The sequence below is a fragment of the Streptomyces alkaliphilus genome (genome assembly GCF_014141535.1).
Lineage (GTDB): Bacteria > Actinomycetota > Actinomycetes > Streptomycetales > Streptomycetaceae > Streptomyces > Streptomyces alkaliphilus.
The window spans coordinates 1-3,468 of record NZ_VKHT01000561.1 but is presented as its reverse complement, the minus strand read 5'-3'; the positions used below and the strand labels follow the sequence as shown (position 1 = coordinate 3,468).

Annotated in this window: 4 protein-coding genes; 2 read left to right on the top strand and 2 right to left on the bottom strand. The window is 73.2% G+C overall.

Annotated elements, in window-relative coordinates:
- Positions 1–276, bottom strand: a 276-nt coding sequence (locus FNQ90_RS16690; RefSeq protein ID WP_182607113.1) for a helix-turn-helix domain-containing protein, incomplete at its 3' end; no start/stop codon positions are given.
- A 31-nt stretch (positions 277–307) separates the two neighbouring features.
- Complete coding sequence (locus FNQ90_RS16685) at positions 308–1,864, bottom strand: aldehyde dehydrogenase family protein (protein WP_323380010.1); 1,557 nt, start codon at positions 1,862–1,864, stop codon at positions 308–310.
- 165 nt (positions 1,865–2,029) lie between these two features.
- Between FNQ90_RS16685 and galT the strand changes: the two genes are divergently transcribed.
- Positions 2,030–3,082 carry a galactose-1-phosphate uridylyltransferase gene (galT, locus tag FNQ90_RS16680; RefSeq protein ID WP_182607112.1) on the top strand — a complete coding sequence of 351 codons (1,053 nt, stop codon included), beginning with the start codon at positions 2,030–2,032 and terminating at the stop codon, positions 3,080–3,082.
- Positions 3,079–3,468, top strand: a 390-nt coding sequence (locus tag FNQ90_RS16675) for an NAD-dependent epimerase/dehydratase family protein (RefSeq protein WP_182607111.1), incomplete at its 3' end; no start/stop codon positions are given. The genes galT and FNQ90_RS16675, both read left to right, overlap by 4 nt.

The following is a 3,468-nucleotide window of genomic DNA, read 5'->3' as shown; positions in this document are numbered from 1 at the left end:
CCGGGAGGGGGCCGCCGCGCACCGCAGCAGGTACTCCCGCTCGTCCGGGTCCAGCCGCAGGGCCCGGGCCAGAGCGGTGAGCACCTCGACCGAGACGGTGCCCACCCGCCCCTGCTCGATGCGGGTCACGTAGTCCACGCCGACCCCGGCCAGGACGGCGAGTTCCTCCCGCCGCAGGCCGGACACCCGGCGGTGCCCGGCGGAGGTCGGCATCCCCGCCTCCCGCGGCGTGATCCGGGCGCGGCACGCCCGCAGGTAGGAGCCGAGTTCCGTCACGATGCGGTCCTCTCCGTCGGTCCGGTCGGCGTCAGCCGCCGTGGATCACCTTGGTCTCCAGGAAGCCGAGCATGCCCTCCACGCCGAACTCGCGCCCGTTCCCGGACTGCTTGTACCCGCCCCAGGGGGCGGTCCAGTCCAACTCGGCGTCGTTGAGGAGCACGGCCCCCGCCCGCACCCGGGAGGCCACCTCCTCCACCCGCTCCCGGTCGGCGCCGACCACGTAGGCGGCGAGGCCGTAGGGGGTGTCGTTGGCGATGGCGATCGCCTCCTCCACGGTGTCGTGGGGGATGACCGACATCACCGGGCCGAAGATCTCCTCCCGGGCGACGGCCATGTCGTTGGTCACGTCCACGAGGACGGTCGGCCGGACGTAATGACCGGCCTCGAGTCCCCCGGCGACCTCCGGCTTGCCGGGGCCGCCGGTGACCGCCCGGGCCCCTTCCGCCAGGCCCCGCCGGATCCAGCCCTGCACGGTGTTCCACTGCGCCTCGGAGACCAGCGGTCCCATGTCGGTCGCGGGATCGCGCGGGTCACCCACGGTCAGGGCCTCCAGGGAGGGCACCAGGACGGAGAGGAACTCCTCCATCCGCGCCCGGGGTACCAGCGTGCGGCTCGGGGCGCTGCACAGCTGCCCGGTCATCGCCATCATCCACCGGTGCACGGCGCCGACGGCGACGTCGAAGTCGGCGTCGGGCAGCAGGATCTGCGGGGACTTGCCGCCGAGTTCGGTGAGCACGCGCTTCATGGTGGGCGCGGCGGCGGTCGTCACCCTCACCGCGGTGGTGAGGGAGCCGGTGAAGGACACCACCCCGATACCGGGGTGGGCGGCCAGGGCGGATCCGACGACGGCCCCGTGACCGTGCACCAGGTTGAAGACCCCGGCCGGGGTTCCGGCGGCGTGCACGACCTCGGCGAACACCTCGGCCGATCGCGCGGCGGACTCGGCGGGCTTGAGCACCACCGTGCAGCCGGCGGCCAGGGCCGAGGCGGTCTTGCCGGCCATCTGGAGGACGGGGAAGTTCCAGGGGGTGATGAGGGCGGCCGGACCGAGCGGTTCGTGACGGATCACGGTGTTGCCGCGCCGCTCCTCGAAGGCGTGGGCCCTCGCCGCCTCGATCGCGCCGGCGATCTGGGTGCGTCCGGAGGGCACGTGCGCTCCCCGGGCCAGGGTCACCGGTGCCCCCATGTCCTCGGTGACGGCGTCGGCCAGGTCGTCGGCACGCCTGTCGAACTCGACGAGGAGGTTCTCCAGGAGGGCGATCCGTTCCTCCGGCGTGGTCCGGGACCAGTGGTCGAAGGCGCGGTCGGCGGCTGTGACGGCGCGGTCCACGTCCGCCGCCCCGCCCATCACCACGCGGCCGGTCGGGCTGCCGTCCGCCGGGTGGGTCCGTTCCTCGACCGTGCCCTCCAGGGGCGTGGTCCGGGTGCCGTCGATCCAGAGGTGGTCGATGTCGCGCATGGTGGGTGCTCCCGTGTCCGGTTCCGCCGGGGGAGTCCGGGGCGCGCCGCGCGCGGCCCGGCGCGGGCGCCGTTCGGCCCGCTTCCCGGTCGGTGGTTCCAGCGTGGGCGCGGGCGCTGTGGTCACCCAGACGGCGTTCTTCCCGGGAGCGCCGGTACCACCCTCCGGCCGGCGCCGTTGACGCCGGAGCCCTCTTGTGCTTCATTATGTTTGTTTCTGTTTGACTCAATGGTGAAAAGATTGGCCTGCTGTCGGATGTGGGACGCGCCGGCGGGACCGAAGAGGGCGGCGATGAAGAAGACCATGACCCGGCTGGCCGACGGCCGGGAGCTCATCTACTACGACCGGGCGGACGACGCCGTCCGATCCGCCCCGGACCGCCGCCCCCTCGGCGCGGCGACCTCCTCCTCCGAGGTCCGGGTGGACCGCCTGCTGCGCGAGGAGATCGGCTACGCCGCCCACCGCCAGGGCCGCACCTTCATGCCGCCGGCCGACCGGTGCCCGCTGTGCCCGACCGTCGGCGACCGCCTGAGCGAGATCCCGGAGTCCTCCTACGAGGTCGCCGTCTTCGAGAACCGCTTTCCCTCCTTCGGCGACGGGACCGGCCGCTGCGAGGTGGTCTGCTTCACCTCCGACCACGACTCCTCCTTCGCCGACCTCGACGAGGGCGGCGCGGCCCTGGTGCTGGACGCCTGGACCGACCGCACCGCCGAACTCCTGCGGCACCCCGGGGTCCGGCAGGTGTACTGCTTCGAGAACCGGGGCGCGGAGATCGGCGTCACCCTCGCCCACCCGCACGGCCAGATCTACGGCTACCCCTACGTCACCCCGCACACCGCCCGGGCCCTGGACTCCGCCGCCGCCCACCGCGCCGCCGGCGGCGGCAACCTGTGGGACGAAGTGGTGGCCGAGGAGGTGGCCGACGGCCGGCGGATCGTCCTGGACGGCGAGCACTGGGTGGCCTTCGTCCCCCACGCGGCCCGTTGGCCCTACGAGGTGCACCTGTACCCGCGCCGCCGGGTGCCGGACCTGACGGCGCTCGACGAGGACCAGCGCGCCGAGTTCCCCCGTCTGTACCTGGACCTGCTGCGCCGCTTCGACCGGATCTTCGGCCCCGACGCCCCGCCCACGCCGTACGTCTCCGGCTGGCACCAGGCCCCCCTCGGCGACGACCCGCCGCTGCCCCGCGAGGAGTTCGCCCTGCACCTGGAGCTTTTCACGATCCGACGCGGCCCCGGGAAGCTGAAGTATCTCGCCGGTTCGGAATCCGGCATGAGAGCGTTTGTGAGTGACGTGCTGCCGGAGGCGGCGGCCGAGCGACTGCGTGAGGTGGAGGGTCAGTGAGCAGGTATCTGGTCACCGGTGGGGCGGGCTACGTCGGGGGTGTGGTCGGCGCCCACCTGTTGGCGGCCGGGCACGAGGTGACGGTCCTGGACGACCTGTCCACCGGCTTCCGCGAGGGAGTCCCGGCGGGCGCCGAGTTCATCGAGGGATCGATCCGCGACGCCGGCAAGTGGCTCGACCCCTCCTACGCGGGCGTCCTGCACTTCGCCGCCTTCTCACAGGTGGGCGAGTCGGTGGTCAACCCGGAGAAGTACTGGCGCAACAACGTCGGCGGCACCACCGAGTTGCTGGCCGCGATGCGGGACGCCGGGGTGCGGACCCTGGTGTTCTCCTCCACCGCCGCCGTCTACGGCGAGCCGGAGACCACCCCCATCACCGAGGACGCC

Excerpts from the sequence above, each read along its gene's own strand:
- galT (WP_182607112.1), top strand. The coding sequence starts at position 2,030 with ATGAAGAAGACCATGACCCGGCTGGCCGACGGCCGGGAGCTCATCTAC.